The organism is Sphingobium sp. WCS2017Hpa-17 (assembly GCF_031843765.1).
Lineage (GTDB): Bacteria > Pseudomonadota > Alphaproteobacteria > Sphingomonadales > Sphingomonadaceae > Sphingobium.
Map to the genome: position 1 here is coordinate 555,077 of NZ_JAVTIV010000002.1, position 22,177 is coordinate 577,253.

General features: G+C 64.3%; 18 protein-coding genes and 1 pseudogene. 8 read left to right on the forward strand and 11 right to left on the reverse strand.

Annotated elements, in window-relative coordinates:
- Nucleotides 1–116: 116 nt before the first annotated feature.
- Genes RQH62_RS06595 through RQH62_RS06605 form a run of 3 tightly spaced genes read right to left on the reverse strand, consistent with a single transcriptional unit; the run spans nucleotide 117 to nucleotide 5,902 of the window.
- Entirely contained in the window at nucleotides 117–1,529 is a 1,413-nt protein-coding gene (locus RQH62_RS06595) for an efflux transporter outer membrane subunit (protein ID WP_311267951.1), read from the reverse strand.
- Complete coding sequence (locus tag RQH62_RS06600) at nucleotides 1,519–2,712, reverse strand: efflux RND transporter periplasmic adaptor subunit (RefSeq protein WP_311267952.1); 1,194 nt, start codon at nucleotides 2,710–2,712, stop codon at nucleotides 1,519–1,521. The genes RQH62_RS06595 and RQH62_RS06600 overlap by 11 nt, the downstream gene beginning before the upstream one ends.
- Entirely contained in the window at nucleotides 2,705–5,902 is a 3,198-nt protein-coding gene (locus tag RQH62_RS06605; RefSeq protein ID WP_311267953.1) for an efflux RND transporter permease subunit, read from the reverse strand. The genes RQH62_RS06600 and RQH62_RS06605 overlap by 8 nt, the downstream gene beginning before the upstream one ends.
- A 247-nt stretch (nucleotides 5,903–6,149) precedes the next feature.
- Here RQH62_RS06605 and RQH62_RS06610 point away from each other — a divergent pair, with 247 nt between their 5' ends.
- On the forward strand, nucleotides 6,150–7,052 hold the full coding sequence (locus RQH62_RS06610; protein ID WP_311267954.1) for a LysR substrate-binding domain-containing protein: 903 nt from the start codon (nucleotides 6,150–6,152) through the stop codon (nucleotides 7,050–7,052).
- A gap of 45 nt (nucleotides 7,053–7,097) precedes the next feature.
- Here the strand turns inward: RQH62_RS06610 and RQH62_RS06615 are convergent, their stop codons facing one another.
- Together RQH62_RS06615 and RQH62_RS06620 are read right to left on the reverse strand one after the other, a co-directional pair.
- Nucleotides 7,098–7,838: an antibiotic biosynthesis monooxygenase gene (locus RQH62_RS06615; RefSeq protein ID WP_311267955.1), complete on the reverse strand. Its 741-nt coding sequence runs from the start codon at nucleotides 7,836–7,838 to the stop codon at nucleotides 7,098–7,100.
- Nucleotides 7,839–7,851: 13 nt separating this feature from the next.
- Nucleotides 7,852–8,613, reverse strand: coding sequence for a glucose 1-dehydrogenase (locus RQH62_RS06620; protein ID WP_311267956.1), 762 nt, complete (start codon nucleotides 8,611–8,613; stop codon nucleotides 7,852–7,854).
- 98 nt (nucleotides 8,614–8,711) lie between these two features.
- Between RQH62_RS06620 and RQH62_RS06625 the strand changes: the two genes are divergently transcribed.
- Genes RQH62_RS06625 through RQH62_RS06640 form a run of 4 tightly spaced genes read left to right on the forward strand, consistent with a single transcriptional unit; the run spans nucleotide 8,712 to nucleotide 13,001 of the window.
- Nucleotides 8,712–9,506, forward strand: a complete 795-nt coding sequence (locus RQH62_RS06625; RefSeq protein ID WP_311267957.1) for an enoyl-CoA hydratase/isomerase family protein — start codon at nucleotides 8,712–8,714, stop codon at nucleotides 9,504–9,506.
- Between the two features lie 4 nt (nucleotides 9,507–9,510).
- Nucleotides 9,511–11,028, forward strand: coding sequence for an acyl-CoA synthetase (locus RQH62_RS06630; protein WP_311267958.1), 1,518 nt, complete (start codon nucleotides 9,511–9,513; stop codon nucleotides 11,026–11,028).
- Nucleotides 11,015–11,815: an enoyl-CoA hydratase-related protein gene (locus tag RQH62_RS06635; protein ID WP_311267959.1), complete on the forward strand. Its 801-nt coding sequence runs from the start codon at nucleotides 11,015–11,017 to the stop codon at nucleotides 11,813–11,815. Before RQH62_RS06630 ends, RQH62_RS06635 begins: the two co-directional genes overlap by 14 nt.
- Nucleotide 11,816: 1 nt before the next feature.
- Nucleotides 11,817–13,001, forward strand: a complete 1,185-nt coding sequence (locus RQH62_RS06640; RefSeq protein ID WP_311267960.1) for a CoA transferase — start codon at nucleotides 11,817–11,819, stop codon at nucleotides 12,999–13,001.
- On the opposite strand, the gene RQH62_RS06645 is transcribed toward RQH62_RS06640, so the two are convergent.
- From RQH62_RS06645 to RQH62_RS06660, 4 genes are read right to left on the reverse strand one after another with little or no spacing between them, the layout of a single operon-like run.
- Nucleotides 12,998–14,170, reverse strand: coding sequence for an alpha/beta fold hydrolase (locus tag RQH62_RS06645; protein ID WP_311267961.1), 1,173 nt, complete (start codon nucleotides 14,168–14,170; stop codon nucleotides 12,998–13,000). The genes RQH62_RS06640 and RQH62_RS06645 overlap by 4 nt on opposite strands.
- Nucleotides 14,167–15,363 (reverse strand): phosphotransferase family protein, encoded by a 1,197-nt coding sequence (locus tag RQH62_RS06650; RefSeq protein ID WP_311267962.1) that lies wholly within the window; start codon nucleotides 15,361–15,363, stop codon nucleotides 14,167–14,169. Before RQH62_RS06650 ends, RQH62_RS06645 begins: the two co-directional genes overlap by 4 nt.
- A complete protein-coding gene (locus tag RQH62_RS06655; protein WP_311267963.1) occupies nucleotides 15,360–16,331 on the reverse strand; it encodes a hypothetical protein in 972 nt (323 codons plus the stop codon). Before RQH62_RS06655 ends, RQH62_RS06650 begins: the two co-directional genes overlap by 4 nt.
- Nucleotides 16,332–16,334: 3 nt before the next feature.
- Nucleotides 16,335–17,183: an oxidoreductase gene (locus RQH62_RS06660; protein WP_311267964.1), complete on the reverse strand. Its 849-nt coding sequence runs from the start codon at nucleotides 17,181–17,183 to the stop codon at nucleotides 16,335–16,337.
- A gap of 147 nt (nucleotides 17,184–17,330) precedes the next feature.
- Between RQH62_RS06660 and RQH62_RS06665 the strand changes: the two genes are divergently transcribed.
- Genes RQH62_RS06665 through RQH62_RS06675 form a run of 3 tightly spaced genes read left to right on the forward strand, consistent with a single transcriptional unit; the run spans nucleotide 17,331 to nucleotide 19,641 of the window.
- The gene (locus RQH62_RS06665; RefSeq protein ID WP_311267965.1) at nucleotides 17,331–18,455 is read left to right on the forward strand and encodes an acyl-CoA dehydrogenase family protein; all 1,125 of its coding nucleotides are present in this window, start codon (nucleotides 17,331–17,333) and stop codon (nucleotides 18,453–18,455) included.
- Entirely contained in the window at nucleotides 18,452–18,874 is a 423-nt protein-coding gene (locus RQH62_RS06670; RefSeq protein ID WP_311267966.1) for a nuclear transport factor 2 family protein, read from the forward strand. Before RQH62_RS06665 ends, RQH62_RS06670 begins: the two co-directional genes overlap by 4 nt.
- Entirely contained in the window at nucleotides 18,871–19,641 is a 771-nt protein-coding gene (locus tag RQH62_RS06675) for an enoyl-CoA hydratase/isomerase family protein (RefSeq protein WP_311267967.1), read from the forward strand. The genes RQH62_RS06670 and RQH62_RS06675 overlap by 4 nt, the downstream gene beginning before the upstream one ends.
- Here RQH62_RS06675 and RQH62_RS06680 read toward each other — a convergent pair.
- Nucleotides 19,628–20,890 (reverse strand): annotated as a pseudogene (locus RQH62_RS06680) (MFS transporter). The gene RQH62_RS06675 and the pseudogene RQH62_RS06680 sit on opposite strands and share 14 nt — an antisense overlap.
- 3 nt (nucleotides 20,891–20,893) lie before the next feature.
- The gene (locus tag RQH62_RS06690) at nucleotides 20,894–21,952 is read right to left on the reverse strand and encodes an aldo/keto reductase (protein ID WP_311267970.1); all 1,059 of its coding nucleotides are present in this window, start codon (nucleotides 21,950–21,952) and stop codon (nucleotides 20,894–20,896) included.
- Nucleotides 21,953–22,177: the final 225 nt, after the last annotated feature.

The window sequence follows — 22,177 nt, forward strand, 5'->3', positions numbered from 1 at the left end:
CATCAATTGTCGTGCTGAACGACCGCAGTTGGCAAAGTTGCAGGATAGCAGACTGATGTGGAATATTGTCGAGCGTGGACAGCAACCGTCATGTCGCCGTCCACCACCTGCCCCGATTAAGCCGGGCTGGTCGACCCGCCTATCGCCTTGACCAGCGCGATGCTGGCACGCATCCGCGCAATTTCCGCGCTCAGCAATGCACTCTGGGCATCGAGCGCATCGGTCTGGGCCGTGACGACTTCCAGATAGTCGGATGCACCATCGCGATAGCGGGTGAAGGCCAGGTCACTGGTGCGCTGCGCGGCCTGTGCCGCGTCGCGCTGGTCGACCAGTTGGACCGACAAATGCCGCAGCGCGGCAATGCCATCTTCGACCTCGCGAAAGGCGCCGAGCACGGTGGTGCGATAGCTGGCCGCCTGTTCTTCATAGTCGGCGCGCGACAATTTGACCTGCGCCTTGCGTCGACCGCCGTCGAACAGGGTGAGCGCGGCGGCGAGTGGGCCGAGGCCCCAGACACTGTTGGGCGTCGTCAGCAACTCTCCATGGGTCGCCTGCCAGCCACCGCTCAGTCCCAGCGTCAGCGATGGGAAGAAGGCTGCGCGCGCCACTCCGATCCGGGCGTTCATGGCGAACATCCGTCGTTCTGCCGCCGCCACATCCGGCCGGCGCTGCAACAGGGTAGACGGCGCACCGGCGGGAACCTCTGGCGCGCCGAGCGGCTGCACCTTTGGCGCTATCGAAAAATCGGAGGCCACAGCGCCGGTCAGCGCCGCCAGTTCATGCTCGGTCGCCGCCCGTTCGTTGGCGACCGCCGAAATCCGCGCCTTGGCATTGCTCAATGTCGTGCGCGCGCGGTTGACGTCGATCCCCGATGCGATGCCGCCCTCGTGGCGCGTGTCTGTCAGCCGGTAAGCGCGATCGAACGCCTCGACCGTTCGGTGCAGCAGGTCCGCCTGCGCATCCAGCCCGCGCAGGCGCGCATAGGCATCGGCCACCGCCGCCTGCAAACTGAGCCGCGCGGCAGCGAGATCGGCTTCGTTCGCCTGCGCATCGGCCTGTGCGGCCTTCACGCTGTTGCGGATGCGGCCCCACAGGTCCAACTCATAGTCCAGCGCCGCACCGACCGAATAGTCATTATAGGTTTGCGCCGTGCCATTGCCCTGAAACCGGTTGCCCGACACGCGCTGGCGGCTGCCATCGGCGCCTACGCCAACGGTCGGGATCAGGTCCGACGCCTCGACTCGCGCCACCGCGCGCGCCTGATCGTAGCGGGCGAGCGCGGCCGCAAGCGTCGGGCTGGCCGATTCCGCCCGCGTTTCCAGATCGTCGAGCACCGGGTCGCCGAACATGCTCCACCACGGACCGCGCGGCGCGGCGTCCATAGGCGTCGCCTGGGTCCAGCCTGCCATTTCTTTATAGGCTTGTGGCGCGGCAATCTGCGGCGGCTGATAGTCCGGCGCCATCGAACAGGCGCCCAGCAGGCTGAGGCTCAGCCCCGCCAGCGCGCGCCGCACCAGCTTAACCCGCATGCGCCGTGCCCTTGCCGCCGGCCGCAACCGTCACCCTGTCGCCCGACTGGATCGAATCCGGCGGGGAATCGATTACCTTGTCCCCCAGCTTGATTCCGCCCGATACCAGCACGGTCGCGCCTTCGTCACGACTGATGGTGACAGCACGCACGGTCACGCGATTGTCGCGACCGACCAGCGCGACGGTCGGGCCGTCATTGCCATAGAGGATCGCGCTGCCCGGCAGGGACATGCCATTACCGCCGCCTTGGCCGACATTGAAGCTGACCTGCGCGAAGGCACCGGGCTTCAATGCCCGATCGGGATTGTCGGCCTGCAACTGCACCAGCACTGCGCCCGATTGCGCATCGACCGCGCCGGCACTGCTGGTCAGCTTTGCGGTGAAGGTGCGGCCCGGATATTCGGGCAGCGTCAACGTGGCGGCCATGCCCGGCTTCACCTGCGCCGAATAGCCCTGCGGCACGCGCACATAGATGCGCATGCGATGCACATCGGACACGGTGAACAAAGGCTGCGACGCGGCATTGCCGGCGACCACCAGCGCACCGATCTGCGCTGCACGGCTGGTTACGACGCCGTCGAAGGGTGCTGCCAGCCGGGTAAAGCCCTGCAAGGCGCGCAACCGCTTCACATTGGCCAGTGCGGCGTTGGTGACGGCCGATCGCGCGGCCAGATCGCCATTCTTCTCGTCCGATTCCTGCTTCGACACAGCATCCTTGGCCAGCATCACGGCCCAGCGCCTGGCGGTCGTGTCGGCCAGCCGCTGCTGCGCCAATGCGGTCTGGTAATCGGCCTGCGCCGCGGCCAGCTGCTGGTCGACTTCCGGCGCATCCAGCACGGCCAGCGACTGTCCGGCGCGGACATTGTCGCCGATATCGGCCAGCCAGCGGCTGACATAGCCGTTGGTCCGGGCATAGATGGCGGCGCTGTTATAGGCCTGGACATTGCCCGGCAGCACCAGCGCGCCGCCCTTGCCATCCTGCTTGGGCGACACCACAGCGACGGACGGTATGGCGGCCTTTTCCGCGGTCCCGCGCAGTTCGTTGGTCGCGCTGATCCGGGTTGCCATGCCCACGCCAACGACGGCGATGGCGATCACGGCGGCGCCGATACCCACCCGCTTGAGCGTTCGGCTGTCCGGGCCGGTGACGGGCTGATTCTGTTCCGGGATGATATCAGACATGGCTGGGCTGCATTTCCATCTGGGGGTCGGCGGCCTTGTGGCGGCGGTGGACGAAGCTGAAGATGACGGGGACGAAGAAGAGGGTGGCGATGGTGGCGCAGACCAGACCGCCGATCACCGCGCGGCCCAGCGGCGCATTCTGCTCGCCGCCTTCGCCCAGACCCAGCGCCATCGGACCCATGCCGATAATCATGGCCAGCGCGGTCATCAGCACCGGGCGGAAGCGGACCATGCCGGCCTCCATTGCCGCGGCGGTGGCATCGCCCAGTTCGGCCAGCTTCTCCCGCGCGAAGCTGACGACCAGGATTGAGTTGGCCGTTGCGACGCCCATGCACATGATCGCGCCGGTCAGCGCCGGAACGGACAATGTGGTGCCAGTGACGAACAGCATCCACACGATGCCGGCCAGCGCTGCGGGCAGGGCGGTGATGATGACGAACGGGTCGACCCAGCTCTGGAAGTTGACGACGATCAGCAGGTAGATCAGGATGATCGCGCCCGCCAGACCAAAGCCCAGGCCGGAGAAGGCGGTGTTCATCGTGGCATATTGGCCGCGCATGGTGATGGTCGCGCCCTTGGGCTCATCCTTTTCCAACGATTTGATGGCAGCGTTGATATCGCCCGCGACTGCGCCCAGGTCGCGCCCCTGCACCGTGGCATAGATGTCCAGCACCGGCGCGATATTATAATGGGACACCACCGGCACCGTGTTCGACCGCTCGATCGTGGCAAGCCCACCCAAAGGCTGCACCGCGCCATTGGCACCCGCCGCTGCCGACACCGGCACATTGGACAGGTCGCTGATCGATCCGACCAGATATTCGGGCGCCTGCGCCACCACCGGGTAGGATACGCCGCTCTTGGGATCGACGAAGAAGACCGGTGCAGTCTGCGCCGTACCCGCCAGCGAACTGGCGAGGCTGGTGGTCACGTCGCGTTCGGTCAGGCCATATTGGCCCGCGCGGCTGCGGTCGACGTCGACGTCCAGCTGCGGCGACCGGCCCGGCTGCTGGATGCGCGCATCGGCAAGCCCCGGAATGGTCGCGACCTTGGCCAGCAGCTTCTGCGCATAGGCGCGGTTGGCGGTGGCATTTTTGCCGGCGATCTGGATATCGATCGGGGCCGGGGCGCCGAAATTCAGGATCTGGCTGGTGATATCAGCCGGCAGGAAGGCGAAGGTCGTGCCGGGGAAGCGACGCGGCAGTTCCTCGCGCAGCTTGCCGACAATCTCGTCGGTCGGGCGATGGCCATGCTTCAGCGCGATCATCATGTCGCCATCCTGCGGACCGATCGTGCCGCTATTATTATAGACGGTGTTGATGGAACTGACCGGCAGGCCGATATTATCGGTGATGGCGTCCAGTTCCTGCGCCGGCACCATGTCCTTGACCGCGGACGCGATCCGCTCGAAGCGGGCGGCGGTATCCTCGATCCGGCTGCCCACCGGCACGCGCACATGCATGGCGATCTGGCCCGAATCCACTGCCGGGAAGAAATTGCTGCCCAGCATCGGCAGCAGGCCGAAAGACAGGATGACGATGCCCATAAAGCCCAGCAGGAACGGCTTGCGCGCGTTCAGAGCGCCGCGCAGCAGCCCGATATAGCTGCTGCGAACCTTCTCGAACTGCCGTTCGAACCCGCGCTGGAACCGCACCAGCGGGTTCCGCGACGTGGCGCTGCCCGCCATATGCGCATCACCATGTTCGACATGGGGCTTCAGCAGGTACATGGCCATGGTCGGCACCAGCGTCCGCGACAGGATGAAGGATGCAATCATCGCGAACACGACCGACAGCGCCATCGGCACGAACAGGAAACCCGCGACGCCCGGCAGGAAGAACATCGGCACGAACACGATACAGATGCACAGCAGCGATACGAAGGCCGGCGTCACGATCTGCGCCGCGCCGTCCAGGATGGATTCCACCACCCCCTTGCCCTGTTCCAGATGCCAGTTGATATTCTCGATCGTCACGGTGGCGTCATCGACCAGGATGCCGACCGCCAGCGCCAGTCCGCCCAGCGTCATGACGTTCAGCGTCTGACCGAACATCGCCAGCGCCGCGACCGCCGCAAGGATCGCCAGTGGAATCGACAGCGCGATGATGACGGTGGACCGCCAGCTACCCAGGAACAGCAGGATCATCAGCGACGTCAGCGCTGCGGCCAGTGCGCCTTCGTGGATCACGCCCTCGACCGCCGCCTTCACGAACAGCGACTGGTCGCCGATCACCAATATCTTCAGGCTGTCGGGCAATGTCTCGCTGATCTTGGGCAGCGTGTCCTTCACCCCGTCCACGATCGCCAGCGTCGACGTCGCGCCATTCTTCAGCGCGGTCAGCAGCACCGACCGGCGGCCTTCCACATGCACCACATTGGTCTGCGGCCCGTTGCCGTCGCGAACATAGGCGATGTCGCGCATATAGATGGTGGCGCCGTTCACCACCTTCACCGGCAGGTCGTTCAGTGCTTCGATCGTGCCCGGCGCATTGTTCAGCCGCACGCTATATTGGGTCGCGCCGATCTTCACGAAACCGGCGGGATTGATCTGGTTCTGCGCGGCGATGGCGGTGCCGACATCCTGCGCGGTCAGCCCCTTGGACTGGAGCGCGACGGGGTTGAGGTCGATCTGGATCTGCCGCTGCTTGCCGCCTGACGGGAAGGGCATGGCCAGGCCCGGAATGGTCACCAGTTGCGGCCGGATCTGGTTCTGGCCCAGGTCGAACAGTTGCTGTTCCGACAGGCCCTGACCCGACAGCGCCAGTTGCAGGATCGGCACGGTCGATGCGCTATAGTTCAGAATCAGCGGCGGGGTGACGCCCGGCGGCATCTGGCGCAACACCGTCTGCGACACCGACGTTACCTGGGCCGTGGCGGTGCGGATGTCGGCACCGGGCTGGAAATAGATTTTCACGATGCCAATGCCCTGCATCGACTGGCTTTCGATATGTTCGATATCGTTGACGGTCGTGGTCAGCACCCGCTCATAGGGGGTGACGATCCGATTGCTCATATCCTCCGGCGGCAGGCCCGAATATTGCCAGGCCACGGCGATCACCGGGATACGGATATTGGGAAAGATATCGACCGGGGTGCGCACCGCCGCCATGATGCCGACGATCGCAATCAGGATCGCCATCACGATGAAGGTCAACGGCCGATTCAGCGCAACCTTGACGATACCGATCAAACCAGGACTCCCGCACTCGTCACGCCGGCCAGAACCGCCGGTAGTGAATTTCCGCCTCTCCGTTCAACCAGGGCCGCAGGAGGAACAACGCATGTAGGCGCTCGACCCGCCATATCCTGCGCCATGCTGTGCGAAGGGCGTCTATTATGGTTTCAAAACGCCACCCTTGAAGCGGCCTATGGGCAGTTGTCTATTTCGTGTCCAATATCTAATAAAGCATGATTGATATCTATGGCGACCTGATCTTATGGACTTGCGGCATCTGCGTTATTTCCTTTGCGTGGCCGAAGAGATGCATTTCGGCCGGGCGGCCCGTCGGCTGGGCATGTCGCAACCGCCGCTCAGCCAGCAGATCCGCGCGCTGGAGGAGGAACTGGGCGCGCGTCTGTTCGACCGGACCAGCCGCCGTGTCGCGCTGACGGAGGCAGGACGGCTGTTCCTGCCCGAGGCGCGCAAGACGCTGGTGCAAGCGGACCATGCGGCGCAGGTCGCCCGCCGGACCCAGAATGGCCATTTGGGACGGCTCGCGCTCGGATTCACTGCCTCCGCCCCATTCGTGCCGGAAATTGCCGACGCGCTCTATGATTTCCGCCAGGGTTTTCCTCATGTCGACCTGCGCGTACAGGAACTGGGGCGTGACGATCAGGTCACGTTGATCGAACGGGGAGATTTGGACATCGGCATCATTCGTGGTGTCGCGGCTCCGACCTTGCCCGATGGCCTCAGCGCCACATGGTTGCTGGAAGAGGATATGCTGCTCGCCCTGCGACAGGACCATGATCTCGCCCGGCGCGAGGCAGACCCGTCCATCGCCGATCTCGCCGGCGTGCCTTTCGTCCTTTACGCCACCACCAGCAGCACGGACTTCAACGACCATTTCTTTGCCCTGTGCGAACAGGCCGGCTTCCGCCCCAGCATCGCATTGGAGGTCGGCAGTTTCGCGACCCTGCTGGGGCTGGTCGCCGCCGGCTTCGGCGCCACGATATTGTCGCGCTCGCTTTCTCGCCTGCATGTCGACAAGGTGATCCTGCGCCCGCTTGTCCCGGTCTTTCGCACCCGCCTGTGGATGATACACAAGAGCGACCTTCCGCCGACCGCGCGCGCCTTTCAGGACGCGATCCGGCGGGCAGGTGCGGGTCCGGCCGCTTAGAAGCGGCGGTCGTCAGTCCCAATGGCCTGCAACAGCAGGCATGCGTCAACCGATCCCATGCAATCGGCGGGGGTAACGGGTGATGCCCAGTTCCGGCCGCAGGCGCGCCTCGATCTCCGGCGGTAACGCACCGAACAGGATCGTGCGCGCGTCGGCAATCTCCAGCATCTGCGCCATGATCGGTCCGCAATTGCGCATATGGGCCTGCATCGCATCAGGATCGCGATAGACGTCCAGCGCCACGCAATGGCTATCCGCGTCGAAGAACCATTCATAGCCCAACGTGCCGGGATCGAGGGCGCAAGCCTGATCATAGGCCTGCCGCGCCAGATCGCGAAACCGTTCCGCCTGTCCCTCATGCGGCCTGAACCAGGCAAGGGCACAAAGTCGTTCATCGCCCGGCGGCGGCACGCGATGCGGCGCCGGATCGGTCATCCGGCCGAAGGCAAGCGGCCCCAGATAATCTACATGGCCGAGTTTCTGCCGCATCCTGTCCTGCACGGCATCAGGCACCTGCCCGGCGAAACTGATCGACAGGTCGGCATGGGCCATGACCTCCGCCACCCGGCCATTCTGCATCTTCCCATGCAGCGCCAGCGCCGCAGGATCGTCATAGACCTCGATGACATAGGCCTGCCGCCCGTCCGCACTCAGATACCATTCATAATATTGGGTACCGGTCATGTCGGGCAGGATGGCATCGTGGCAAGCGCGCGCCGCCGCTTCAAATGCTGCGGTTTTGCCGTCATGAATGGCAATCGGCACGAAGCCGTAGATCTTTTCCATCACCTGCTCCCTTTCAGATTGCTGTGCCGCCATCGACCGGCAATGCCACGCCGTTGATGAAGCTCGCCTCCTCAGACGCCAGCCACAGTACCGCGCCCGCCACCTCCTGCGGCAGGCCGGGACGCTGCATCGGGATTCTGGCGGTCAGCATCGCCAGCTTGTCTTCCGCGCCGGCAAAGCCCGCCTCGACCAGATCGGTCATCACAAGGCCGGGGCAGATAGCATTGACGCGAATGCCACGCGCCGCATTTTCCAATGCCACGCATTTGGTCATGCCCAGCACCGCATGTTTGCTGCCATAATAGGCGCTGCATCCCGGACTGCCGCGCAGGCCCGCCACCGATCCGCAATTGACGATGGCGCCGCCACCGGATGCTAAAATGGCGGGCACCTGATATTTCATCGCCAGCCATGTGCCGGTGACGTTGATCGCCATCACCTGTTCGAACATGGCAAGGTCGGCATCCTCCACGAACAGGTTTACCGTGCCGGTAATCCCGGCATTATTATAGGCGACATGCAGGGCGCCGAATGTTTCGACCGTTCTGGCCACCATCGCCGCGACCGATTCGGGCTGGGTGATATCCGTCTGCACGAAATCGGCCGTGCCGCCCGCCGCGCAGATCGCTTCGACGCCTTCCTCACCCTCCGTTGCCCGACGCCCGGCGATCATCACCTGCGCGCCCTCTGCCGCGAAAGCCTGCGCCGTCGCCAGTCCGATGCCCGACGTACCCCCCACGACCAGCGCGACGCGCCCGTCAAAACGCTTTGCCATATATCCTCTCCACGATCCTACTTTAGGGTGACGATACGGATTGCAAAATAAGTTCGCAAGATTATCATACACAGACAATCAAATTTCGGGGAGGGCACATGGCCAGCGAGTACACGTCCATCATCTATGCCGAGCAGGATCATGTCGCGACGCTGACGCTCAACCGCCCCGATGTGCTGAATTCGATGGACGAAGTGATGACCGGCGAGATTGTGTCGGTGATCGAAAGGCTGCGTCGTCCGGGCAAACTGCGCGCGTTGGTCATCGCCTCCACCGGCCGTTGCTTTTCGGCCGGCGGTAATTTCGACGAAATCCATCGCCTGATCGAGGATTATGACGCGCGCATGGACGCCTATGACAATGGCCGGCGCGTCATTCATGGCATGGCGGAAATCGCCGTCCCGGTGATCGTCGCGCTACAGGGCGATGTCTATGGTCTGGGCACGTCGCTGGCCCTGTCAGCGGACATCATCGTCGCGTCGCGCAATGTCAGGATCGGCGATCCGCATGTGAAGGTGGGGCTGGTCGCGGGCGACGGAGGCACTTTGGTCTGGCCGACTGCCTTCGGCCTGCTCAAGTCCAAGCGGCACCTGCTGACCGGCGACCCGATCAGCGCGGAAGACGCGCATGTCCTTGGCGCGATCAGTGAACTGGTGGACGAACCGGAACAGGCGCTACCACTGGCGCAGCAACTGGCGGCCAAGGTCGCCGTGCTGCCGCCAATTGCCGTCCAATATACCAAGCGCGCGCTCAACCACAGCATGCAGCGCGCCGCGCTCGACCATTTCGAATTCGCCATGGCGCTGGAACAATATGCCATGACCAGCGAGGATTTGAAGGAAGCCCTCGCCGCGCTCAAGGAGAAGCGCAAGGCCAGCTTCAACAATCGCTGACCCCATGCATCTGCGCGATTACAGACAGGACAGCCGCCCCGCGATCATCATGGCGGGCAGTGGGCAGGCGGTCAGCTTCGCCGAACTGGACGATCGCGCAAATCGCGTCGCGCACCTGCTGCGCGCGCGCGGGTTGCGACCGGACGACCGCGTTGCCCTCTGGATCGACAACAGCCCCCATTATCATGAGATTGCCTGGGGCGCCTATAATGCGGGCCTGCTCTTCGTGCCCATCAGTACGCGGCTGAAGGCGGATGAAGCGGCCTACATCGTCCGTGATAGCGGCGCTACATTGCTCTTTGCCTCGCCCACGGTCGATCATGACGGGATCGCCGCGATCCTTGGCCGGGATGTTGAACTACTCCTGCTCGGTGACAGCTACGACCGCGCCGTCGCGCCACTGCCTGTCACGCCGATCCCGGACGAAACGCGCGGCAGCGCCATGGTCTATTCCGCCGGCACCACCGGTCGGCCCAAGGGTATCACGCCCCATCTGACCCCCGCACCGATCGGGGAGCCGCACCCGCTCACCACCACGTTGGTCGGCCTGTTCCAGCTGGATCGCGACACCGTCTATCTGTCGCCCGCCCCGCTCTATCATACCGCACCGCTCAAATGGACGATGGCGGTGCAGCAGGCCGGCGGCACGGCCATCATCATGGAGACATTCGACGCCGCCGCAGCGTTGCGCGCGCTCGAAACCTATCGCGTGACCCATAGCCAGTGGGTCGCCACCATGTTCGTGCGCATGCTGCAACTGGACCCGGACCAGCGCCGCTTCGACAACAGCACTCACCGCTTTGCCCTCCACAGCGCCGCGCCCTGCCCGATACCGGTCAAGGACGCGATGATGGATTGGTGGGGGCCGATCCTCCACGAATATTATGGCGGTTCCGAATCCGTTGGCCAGACGGCGATCGGCCCGCAGGAATGGTTGCAAAGGAAGGGATCGGTCGGGCGAGCCACGCGCGGCATCCTGCATATCGTGGATGATGGCGGGCGCGAACTCGGCGCCGGGCAGACTGGCCTCGTCATGTTCGAAGGGTGCGGCGGCTTCACCTATCATAATGATCCGGACAAGACCGGCCGCGCCTATGATGCGCGCGGCTGGGCGACGTTCGGCGATATCGGCCATGTCGACGCGGACGGCTATCTTTTCCTCACCGACCGGCGTGACTATGTCATCAATGCGGGTGGCGTGAACATCTACCCGCAGGAAGCGGAAAATCTGCTCAGCACCCATCCCGCCGTGCAGGATGTGGCCGTCTTCGGCATTCCCAACCCTGAATATGGCGAAGAAGTGAAGGCAGTCGTCCAGCTTCGCGATCTTGCCATGGCCGGTCCGGCGCTCGCCGATGACCTCATCGGCTGGTGCCGCGAACGGCTCGCCACCAACAAATGCCCGCGCAGTATCGACTTTGAAGCCGACATGCCGCGCGAACCTACCGGCAAGTTACTGAAACGCCTGTTGAAGGCGCGCTACTGGCCGGCCCCATCAGGAGACGCGCATGTCCGAGCCTGAACTGCTCACGCACATAGACGGGAGCATCGCCCGCATCATTTTCAACCGCCCTGCCGCCCGCAATGCGCTGACGGCAGCCATGGTGCAGGGCATGATCGCCTTCCTGCGCGAATGCGAGCGGCGAGACGATGTGCGCGTAATATTACTGACGGGCGCTGGCGATCATTTCATGGCCGGCGGCGATGTGAAGGCCTTCGCCCGCAGTGCCGATGCTTCGCCCGCAGACCGCAGCACCCTGTTCGAAACGCTGGCGCTCGACACGCTGCCGCTTTTCGCGTTGCTGGAACGCATGCCCAAGCCGATCGTCGCCAAGGTGCGCGGGGCCTGTGCAGGGGCCAGCATCGGCTATGTCGCGGCGGCCGATTTCGCGATCATCTCCGATACCGCCCTGTTCATGGTGGCCAATGCCGGCATCGGTACCAGCCCCGACGGTGCGACCAGTTGGCACCTGCCGCGCATCGTCGGCATGCGCAAAGCAAAGCAGATGTGCCTGCTGGGTGACAGGCTGAGCGCGCAGGAGGCGCTGGATTGCGGGCTTGCCACCTGGTTGCATCCCGATGCCGAACTGGACGCAGCGACGGAAACGCTGCTCCTTCGCCTAGCGACCGCGCCGACCGTGGCGCTGGGACAGGCCCGACTGCTGCTCAACGCCGCATCCGGCAACGCCCTGACCGATCAACTGGCGCTGGAGGGGCAGGCCGCCGGCCTGTGCGCCGCCACGCAGGATTTCGCGGAGGGCGTCACTGCCTTCACCGAAAAGCGCGGCCCCAATTTCAAAGGACAATGACATGACAGGCATGCTGGACGGGATCAGGATATTGGACGTCACCCGCTTCGTCGCGGGACCGGCGGCCACGGTGCTGATGGCGGATCTGGGCGCGGATGTGATCCGCATCGAAACCCCCGGCGGCGCGGAGGACCGGAGCACCTTGCCGTTCAAGGATGGATTCCATGGCGGCGTCGGCTTCACCCAACTGGGTCGCAACAAGCGGGGCCTGTCGCTCGACCTGTCGAAGGAAGAGGGGCGGGCGGTGTTCGACCGATTGTTGCCGACCGCCGATGTCGTGGTCGCCAATTTGCCGCGCAAGACCGCCGCTGCGCTCGGCCTCGACTATGAGCGCATGGCGGCGATTAAGCCCGACATCATCTTCGTCCACATGACGACCTTCGGCAATGACGGGCCCTATGCTGATCGGCTGGGTTTCGACGCGATCGCGCAGGTGATGAGCGGCCTCACCCATATCAGCGGCGATCCGGGCAAACCGATGAAGCATAACAGCGCCTGGGTCGACATGAGCACCGGCTTCCTTGCGGCCTTCGGCGCGATGGCGGCGCTGCACCATCGCAACCGCACGGGGGAAGGGCAGAAGGTCGAAACCAACCTGCTTCAGACGGCGATGACCGTGGGCAATTATTTCCTGTTCGACCAATATTGCAACCAGACCGATCGAGTCGGCACCGGCAATCGCGCGCAATCGGGCGGGCCAGCCGACCTCATCCAGACGAAGGATGGCTGGGTCTATATGGTGGCGCTGGGCGACCCCATGTTCCGCCGCTTCATGCGCATGATCGGGCGGGAGGATCTGCTGGACGACCCGCGCTTCGCCAATGACGAGCTTCGCGCCGAAAATGGCGCGGTGCTGAGTGCGATCGTGACGCAATGGGCACGGCAATATGACAATGCCGAAATCCTGCCGATCCTGGAGGCCAACCGGATACCCGCCGGCCCGCTCCTGACCCCGCAGGAGGCGCTGGACGACCCCCATGTGCGCGACCAGTTTCTGGTCGAAGTGCCGGTGGAGGGGTTGCCCAAGCCGCTGCCCTATGTGAAGCCGCCCGTCACTTTCAGCAAGACGCCGGGCGAAATCCGCAAGGGCCCCCCGCGCCCCGGCGAAGATGGCGACGCGGTTCTGGCCGAAGCCGGCTTTGCGCCGGAGGAAATTGCCGGCCTGCGCGCCGCCGGGATCATCTAGCGCAGGCTGCGCAGACCGGCCCGGACCTCGCCCACAAAGATGGCGGGCTGCTCGAAGGCAGCGAAATGCCCGCCCTTGGCCGCGCGGTTCCAGTAGATGATGTCGGAAAAGACCCGCTCCGCCCAGCGGCGCGGCGGGCGGCGCATTTCCGCTGGGAAGATGCTGCACGCGACCGGCAGGTCGATCGCCGCATTGCCGAACGCGCTGCGGAAACTTTCCCAATAGAGGCGCGCGGAGGAGGCCGCGCTGTCGGTCAGCCAGTAGAGCATGATCGTGTCGAGCATCGCGTCCCGATCCAGTGCCTGTTCCGGCTCGCCTTCATTATCGGTCCAGGCCTGGAATTTCTCATAGATCCAGGCTGCCTGCCCGACCGGCGAGTCGGCCAGCGCATAGCCCAATGTCTGCGGCCGCGTGCTCTGCTGCGTCGAATAGCCAAGCCCGGTCTGCTTGTGCGCTTCGGCCACGTCGCGCGCTTCCTGCGCCTCCGCATCGGTGAAATCCTCGTCGGGCGGCGGGAAGCAGACGACCATGTTGAGATGGATGCCGACCAGTCCCGGAACCCGCTGCACGGCCATCGCCCGCGTGATCGCCGATCCCCAGTCGCCGCCTTGCGCGACATAGCGATCATAGCCCAGCCGCTGCATCAGCGTGCCCCATGCCCGCGCGATCCGCTCCACTGTCCATCCGGTCGCCATCGGCTTGTCGGATAATCCATAACCAGGTAGTGATGGAATGACGAGATGGAAGGCATCTTCAGCCCGGCCGCCATGGCGAGTGGGATCGGTCAATGGCCCGATCACGTCCAGAAATTCCAGGAACGTCCCCGGCCAGCCATGGCTCAATATCATCGGCATGGCGTCGGCATGGGGCGACTGGACATGCAGGAAATGGATGCCGAGGCCGTCGATCATCGTGCGATAATTGGGCCATGCGTTGACCGCCGCTTCGCAGCGCCGCCAGTCATAGTCGCCGCGCCAGTGATCGACCAGCGCGCGCATCCGATCCAGCGGCACGCCCTGCGACCAGTCGTCCACCGTCTCCGGGTCCGGCCAGCGTATCCGCGCCAGCCGAGCCGCCAGATCGTCCAGAGCAGCCTGCGGCACGTCGAGGGTGAAGGGCAGGATCGCATCGCCCTGCGCGGCGTCGAGCGGCGGGGGATAGATGCTCATGCGCCCAGCCGATCGAGCAGGTCGCCCAGACGAAACAGCGCCTGCCGCCGATGCCAGCGCGCCATGCCGAAGCGGACATCGTCAAAATGCCCTTCCTCCAGATTGCGCACCGCCTTGTGCCCCATCACCCCCAGCCGCAACTGGCCCCAGAGCAGATAGAAATCGAGCTGTTCCTGCGGCGGCAACCAGCCGCCGGCATTCGCATAGGCTTTCAGGAAATCGCTAAAGCTGCCCATGCTTTGCGCGGCATACCAGAGATAGGCCAGATCCGCCGCCGGCGTGCCGACATGGGCGAACTCCCAGTCCAGCACCGCTGCCACCCGGTCACCTTCGACCAGCATGTTGTTATAGTTGAAATCGTCGTGGGTCAGTGCTGTCGGGCCATAAGCGTGCGCGCGATGCCCGTCGATCCAGTCGAAACAGGCATCCATGACCGCATTGCTCTCTTCCAGAGCCTGCCAGTCCGCCCGATATTCGGCGAATTGCGCGTCGAAAAAGGCGTCTCCCTGCGGCTGGTCGGCGCGGGGCCAGTCAGTCACCGGGACGGCATGCACTCTGGCCATGCAGCCGGCGGTATCGGCCAGCAGCGCCTTGTTGGGACCGGGCGGAACATAGATGCTGCCCACCGGCGCCCCGGAGGCGCGGGCGAAGACGATGAAGGGATCGCCGATGACCGTACCGCTCGGTTCCAGCACAAAGGGCTGCGGAATTCGCGCGCCATGATCCCATAGCAGGCGCAATGGTCCCCATTCGTCGATCACCGTCGTGCCCAGATAATTATTGGCACTGCGATCGACCCGCAGGGCGAGATCAACCGGTAAAGTCCTTGCGCCTTCCAGCGTCACCAGCACCGTCTTTTTCGACATGCCACGCGATACCGTCTGGGCCGATCGCACGACGATATCGCCCTCGCCGCTGACAGCCTGATTGAGGAAATCGGCCAGTGCTGCGCGATCCAGCGCATCATCGGTCGCCATCGTCTTCCGACTGTCTCTTTCGCTGTTCGCGACCTGCTCGAATGTACGTTGATAAGCCATCTCGTCCGCCACGGACCCGCGCGGCAGCACTAGCGCTTCCTGCGTGATGATGTCGCCCAGCAACATGGCGATGGCATCCTTGGCCGCGATGTCCGCGTCCAGCCGTCCCACGGCATCGCGGACCAGCCGTAATTGATTGGCGGTGCCGATGCTCATGAATAGGGCCCTCCCAGCGTGGAACTGCGGCCGATTTCCACCAGCCCTTCGCCCTGCTCCCCGGTTTCGATCAGGCGCAGCGGACAGAAATTCTCGACGATGTGGAAACTCGCCTTTCCGGCCGGCGCTTCGGACACCAGCGGCACATGGGCGAACCGGCCCGCAATATCGCTTTCGATCGTGTAGCGCGTGCCGAACACATCCTCGACCTCATGGATGAGTTTCGCGCACAGGCCGTCGGCCATCTCGCCTTCGGTCCGTACCTCGATCCGCCGCAGTGCGCGCGGCCCATCGCTGTCCACGACATAGCCTTCCTTGGCGACGAAGCCGGGCCGGTGGGTGGTGGAAATGGTCTTGATGCCGAAGCTGCGACCGGGGAAGTTCAGCCCGCACCAATTATGCGTTAGCCCCCCGGAATCGCTGCGCATCACCCAGCTATGGTCGCGATAACCGCTGCCGCCGATCGCCTGCTCCTCGCCATCGGCAAAGCGAATATGCCCTTGCGCATTCAACGCCTGCTGCTGGTGATTATAAGGCAGGTTGAGGCCCAGCGTCATCACCTCCTGAAAGGAGGGGGCCGGGTTGCCGGCGGTTCGGCAGGCCGCATAGTCGAACGTCGCCTGCCGCGCGGTGAAGGCGAGCGTCAGGTCGACCTCCTCGGTCTTCAGCGCCAGTTCGAACCGGCGGTGCGGCTCAGCGAAATGGAGCGACAACGCGCCGTCGCCGATCGAACGCTGATGCTCGAAATCGGCGGGGAAGGGCGTGACATTGGCGTAGCGGATCGACCGTCCCGCCACTTCCAGATTGGCGGTATAGCGCGCCCGGTCATGGCCCGGTTCATGATTGAGGTGAAAGACGCCGAAAGCGTCGCTCTCCGGCGCGATCAGGATGAAGAAATAATTCTCCTTGTAGCGCAGTTGCGCAAAGGCGGGGACAGGGTGGGGCAGATCATCGTGAATGCTTGTCATATGTCATTCGCCTTCCGGAAAATCGGCCAGCGGCGCGACCGTCTCGCTCCACTGAAGATCGGCAATCTTGGCCTCATGGGCCGCGACGATGGTGGGCAGCGCTTGCGCGCCCAGCACCAGCCGCAATGGCGGGGCGTCGCCCAGCACGGTATCGATTATGATCTTCGCGCCGCGCGCCGGATCACCCTTTTGCGTGCCGTCCGCTGCGGCATAAGCGCGCCGTTGCGTCAGCGTGGCGGTATAATCCGTGATCTCCGTATCGGGCAGGTCGATCGAGCGGCCGAAGAAATCGGTGCGGAACGGGCCGGGGCAGACGATCATCGCGCGAATGCCGAGGTCGCGGGCCTCGGCCGCCAATGCTTCGGTCATCGCTTCCAGCGCCGCTTTGCTGGCGGAATAATAGCCCGACCCGGCAAAGCCGCGCGCCCCGGCGGTGGAGGATATGTTTACGACAAAGCCGGATCGCCGCGCCCGCATGCCGGGCAGCACTGCCCGCATCAGCGCGGCCGGTCCCAGCACGTTGGTCGCGAATTGCCGTTCCACCGCCTGCGCCTCCGCTTCCTCGATGGTGGAGAGGAAACCGTAGCCAGCATTATTGACCAACATGTCGATCGCGCCGAAGCGATCGAACGCGGCTGTTACCGCAGCGTCGATCGCTGCGCCTGATGTCACATCCAGTTGCACGGCCATGCAGCGGTCGGGGGCCCGCGCGACAAGATCGGCGACATCCTCCGGCCTGCGCGCGGCGGCTACCACCCGATCACCCCGCGCCATTATTTCGCGCACCAGCGCCCGGCCGAAGCCCGCCGATGCACCGGTGACGAACCAGACAGGCGGCTGTTCCATGCACATATGTTTCGCTCTCCTGTCGTTCGACGTCCGCGCACATGGCCGACGTCGAATCATCTGTCGGCTGCGATTTTTGTCTCGACCGAATTAGATCGCAAGCATATAATGTTCTATATAACGATATTCACGATATGGGAGGATGACCGTAACATGGCGCGTATGGGATATAGCGAGGAGCATGAGGCTTTCCGGCACACGGTGCGCAGCTTCCTCGATCGCGAACATGAGCCCTATCTGCGCCAATATGAGGCCAAGGGCGGACTGGATCGCGAATTCTGGAAAAAGGCGGGCGCGGCCGGCCTGCTGGGGTTAGCGCATACGGGTGAGGGTGATTTCACTTATTATGCCATCATGGCGGAGGAACTGGGCCGCACCGCGGGCAGCGCCACGACCGGCAGTTCCCTTATGGCGGATGTCGCCACCTATATATTGATCGGCCACGGGACGCAGGCGCAGAAGGATCGCTATCTGCCCGGCATCCTGACCGGCGAATGGACGCAGGCCATGCCGCTGACCGAACCGGGCGTGGGCAGCGACGCGACCGCGATCGCAGCGACGGCAACCCGCGACGGCGACGACTATGTCATCAATGGCGAGAAATATTTCATCTCCAATGGCGCGGGTGCGAACCTGCTTTACGTCGTCGCCAAGACCGACCCGGCCAAGGGCGGGCGCGGGATGAGCGTCATCATCGTGGAATCCGATACGCCCGGTGTCGCCCAGTCGAAGATCCCGATGATAGGCTGGCGCCAGGGGGATACCGGCGCGCTCAATTTCGACAATGTCCGCGTGCCCGCGACCAATCTGGTCGGGGTCGAGGGCGGCGCGATGAAGATATTGATGGATACCTTCCTGGAGGACCGCATCCAGATCGCAGCCCGCTGCCTCGGCGCCGCATCAAAGGCGCTGGAACTGACGCTCGACTATGTGAAGCAGCGCAAGGTGTTCGACCAGCGGGTGATCGATTTCCAGAACAGCCAGTTCATGCTGGCCGATTGCCGCGCCGACATTCGCATCACCGAAACCATGGTCGACACCGCTATGATCCGGCTGCGGAATAAGGAATTTACCTTCGAGGACGGCGCGATCCTGAAATTATGGGCGACGCAGATGGAGGGGCGGGTGCTGGATCGCTGCGTCCAACTGTTTGGCGGTGCGGGGCTGATGGACGAAAACCCGATCGCCCGCATGTGGACCGCCGCGCGCATCCAGCGCATCTATGCCGGCACCGATGAATTGCAGAAGGTCGCGATCGCGCGCGGAATGCTGGCATGAGCGGGGAGAGCGTCGAGGCTTTCGCCCGCCGCTATGGCGATGCCTGGGCCGATCCGGACAGCGATGCCTTCGTCGCGCTGTTCGCGCCTGATGCCGTCTATCGCGACGATCAGGTCGGGCGGCTGAACGAAGGTCATGCGCAATTGCGCGCGTTCCACGCCCATTTCGTTGCCGCCATTTCCGATATCCGCATGGATTTCCCGCGGGCGTTTCAGTCGGGCCAAGACGTCTGTCTGGAATGGCGCTTCAGCGGGCGGCAGACCGGCACCTATCATGGCCGGCCTCCCACCGGCATCGCCTTTTCCGGGCCGGGCGTCGCCCTGATCCGGCTTGCGCCCGACGGGCTGATCCAGTCGGTGATCGACTATTATGACAGCGGGGCGGTGAAGACGCAGTTGAATGCGGAGGCACTTGCATGACGATCAGGGTGGAGCGGCAGGGCGCGGTGGCGCTGGTGACATTAGATCGGCCGCAGGCGAAGAATGCGATCACCGACGCCATGCGTCGCCAGTTGTGGGAAGCGTTCGAGGATATCGCGCTGGACAACGATGTTCGCGCGGTGGTGCTGACGGGCGAGGGGGGGGATTTCTGTTCCGGCGCCGATGTCGGCACGTTCGGCGGTGGCGGCATTCCGGGATCGCTGGGGCGGATGCATGAACTGGGGCGGATCAACCGCGCCATCTATCACCTCAATAAGCCGACGATCGCCGCCGTATCGGGCATCTGCGCCGGCATGGCCTGGGGCTTTGCGCTGTGCTGCGACTTTGTGCTGGCGGCGGAGAGCGTGAAATTCGTGCAGATATTTCGCAATGTCGGCCTGTCGCCCGATGGCGGTACGGTCTGGTTGCTCAACCGGCTGGTCGGGCCGATGCGGACAAAGGAACTTTGCTATAGCGGCCGGGTGGTGCGCGCCGAAGAGGCGTTGCGGCTTGGGCTGGCGCTGGAAGTCCTGCCGCCGGATGACCTGCTGCCCCGCGCCATGGCCTTTGCGCAAGAACTGGCGGCCGGGCCGGGCATTTCAATCGGTCTGGCCAAGCGGCAGGTCGATCTGGCCGCGACCATGGATTTCGACCAGTTCCTGTCGGCCGAACATATGATGCAGCCGGTCGCGAGTCGGTCGGAGGATCATGCGGAAGGCGTCGCCGCCTTCCGCGAGAAGCGCAAGCCCGTCTTCAAGGGTGCATGAGGTCGGGCCGCTCACGCGCGACCAGCCGCCGGGCATGGATGAACATGATGCCTGACAGGATGCAGGTGCCCATGCCCGCCATCATCGCATAGCGTAGGCTGTCCGCCGCGAAGACTGGTCGCCAGTGATCGCTGAGCGCCCCCACCAGAAAGGTGGTGAGCGCCCCGCCGATCACCGCATTGGCGCAGTTGGAAATGCCGGCCGCCGTGCCCCGCGTATGCGGCGCGCTGACCGCCTGATAGGCGGCCGAGAAACAGGGGGAGTAAAGCACGCTGACACAGGTGCCCAGAAACGTGGCGGCCAGCGCCCACTCTTTCGAGGGGGCGATGAAGATCAGCATGTAGAGCGGGAATAGCGCAAAGACGTTCCAGATCGAAAAGCGGATCAGCGCATCGGTCCCCTTGGCCGCCAGCCAGTTGCCGATCCAGCCGCCGCCGATCAGGCCCAGCGCCATGCCGCCGGCCATCAACGGGCCGAAGATCAGCCCGACCTCCCGGATGGTCATGCCATGGCTGCGGATGAAGAAGCTCCCCAGCTGATTGACCAGCCCGACATTGACGAAGGTGACGACCGATCCCGCCGCGATCAGCCAGACGAGCGGCCGATTGCGCCAGACATCGCCAAAGGTCGATCCGCGCATGTCGCCCAGCCGTTGCACCGGCACGCGCTTGGGTTCGCGGCCCTTCCACAGCACCAGCAATGCCAGTAGCAGGCCGGGCGGTCCCGCGACCAGAAAGGCCGGACGCCAGCCATATTCGGATGCGATCCAGCCGCCGACGGTCCAGGCGATCAATATGCCCGCCATGCCCCCGGCATAGAATGTCCCCATGGCGAGCGGCCTGCGCGCGGGCGGATAGCTGTCGCTGATGAGCGACATGGCGGCAGGCACGATGGCGGATTCGCCCGCACCCACCGCAGCGCGGGCCAGCGCCAGTTGCGGGAAACTGGAGGCCAGACCGCATCCCATGGTGAAGAGGCTCTACAGGCCCAGCGATCCGGCGACCAGCCGCGACCGGCTCCAGCGATCGAGCAGCCAGCCCGTCACCATGCCCAATATGCCATAGACGAGCACGAAGGCCGCGCCGGTGAGCAGGAAAAGCTGGGTATCGGACAGGCCGAATTCGATCTTGATCGGTTCGGCGACCACCGCGATCATCAGCCGGTCGACATAGGCGAGGCAGTAGGCGGCGGACAGCAGCGCCAGCATCATCGGCGCGCCGCTCGTCTTGGGGGTGACATCGCTCTTCATGGCTCAGCGCGCCGACCGCAGGAAGGGCTGGCCATTGACGGTCAGACCCGAATAGCTGTTGGCGACCGCCATCGGCAGGAATTCCGCCGGAAAGTTCAGGCTCGGCCGGGACGCGGCATCCAGTTGGGCGATGGCGGCGGGATCGAGTGTCAGGTCGAGCGCGGCGAGGTTCGCCTCGAACTGGGGCAGGGTACGCGCGCCCATGATCGGGGCGGCCACGCCCGGCCGCGCCAGCAGCCAGGCCAGCGCCACGCTGGCCGGGGTCGCGCCATGGGCGGCGGCGATCCCCTTCAGCAGGTCGATCACCGCGAACGCATGCTCGCTGACATGGCGTTCCAGACTATTGGCCCGGCCCGGTGATGCCGCCTGCCGATGATCGCGGTCATATTTGCCGCTGAGCAGCCCCGACCGCAGCGGCGACCAGGGCGTGATGCCCAGCCCCATGGCCTGCGCCATCGGCACCAGTTCGCCCTCCACCGTCCGTTCCAGCAGGGAATATTCGACCTGCAAGGCGATCAGCGGCGCCCAGCCCCGGAAAAGGGCGATGGTCTGCGCCTGCGCCACCTGCCAGGCGGGGGTGTCGGAAAAGCCGATATAGCGGACCTTCCCCATGCGGACGAGATCGTCGAGCGCCGCAATCGTTTCCTCGACCGGGGTGAAGGGGTCGGCCCAATGCTGCCAGTATAAGTCGATATGATTGGTGCGCAGCCGTTGCAGTGACGCGTCGCAGGAGGCCATGATCGCCTTGCGACTGGCGCCGCCGCCATTGACATTGCCCGGCTGCATATTGCCGCTGAACTTGGTCGCGATCACCATGCGATCATGGCGGGCTGGATCGGCGGCGATCCAGTCGCCGATGATCCGTTCGCTGCTGCCGCCGGTATAGATATTGGCGGTGTCGATGAAATTGCCGCCGCGATCGGCATAGGCGTCGAGGATGCGGGTCGCCTCGTCCGCCTCGCTGCCAAAGCCCCATTCGGTGCCGAAGGTCATGGCGCCCAGACAGAATCGGCTGACTTTCAGGCCGGACCGGCCAAGCGTCACATAATGGTCAAGCGGCATCGCGCTTCTCCTTGTTTGCGGTGTTCTGAAAGAGGACGAATCAGCTTTTAAGGCTGTTGCGCGGCGCTCTGGACCGCCCGCGAAGTGTCGGTCACGGCCGAATGAGACAGCGAGTTGGACAGGTGTTGCGCGTTATCACATCCTGCTGCCAGGCCCGGATTTCCTTGCATTTTGACATCCTCTCGCGCTTTTCACCTTTGCAATTGCAATGGCCGTGAAAAACCG